Genomic DNA, 273 nt, shown 5'->3' on the forward strand with positions numbered 1-273 from the left:
ACGTCTACACTCTTTAACCGGCTATTCCGTCAGCCGGCGGTGGTGTCACTGCTGCGTCTCCACGTCACCATTGGAGGTAGTAACGGAATCTTTACCGTTTCTGCCATCGGTCTCGCCGTTCGGCTGAACCTTAGGTCCCGACTTACCCTGATCCGATTAGCGTTGATCAGGAAACCTTAGTCTTTCGGCGAGGGGGTTTCCCACCCCCTTTATCGTTACTTATACCTACATTTGCTTTTCCATACGCTCCAGAGTGGCTCGCGCCACGCCTTC

1 rRNA gene is annotated in these 273 nt (G+C 53.8%); it reads right to left on the reverse strand.

From position 1 onward, the window contains the following. Positions 1-273: ribosomal RNA gene (locus NW213_RS16915) — 23S ribosomal RNA — on the reverse strand; the annotation flags it as partial.

It is taken from the genome of Bacteroides sp. ET336 (assembly GCF_024733815.1).
GTDB classification, from domain to species: Bacteria; Bacteroidota; Bacteroidia; order Bacteroidales; family Bacteroidaceae; genus Phocaeicola; species Phocaeicola cellulolyticus.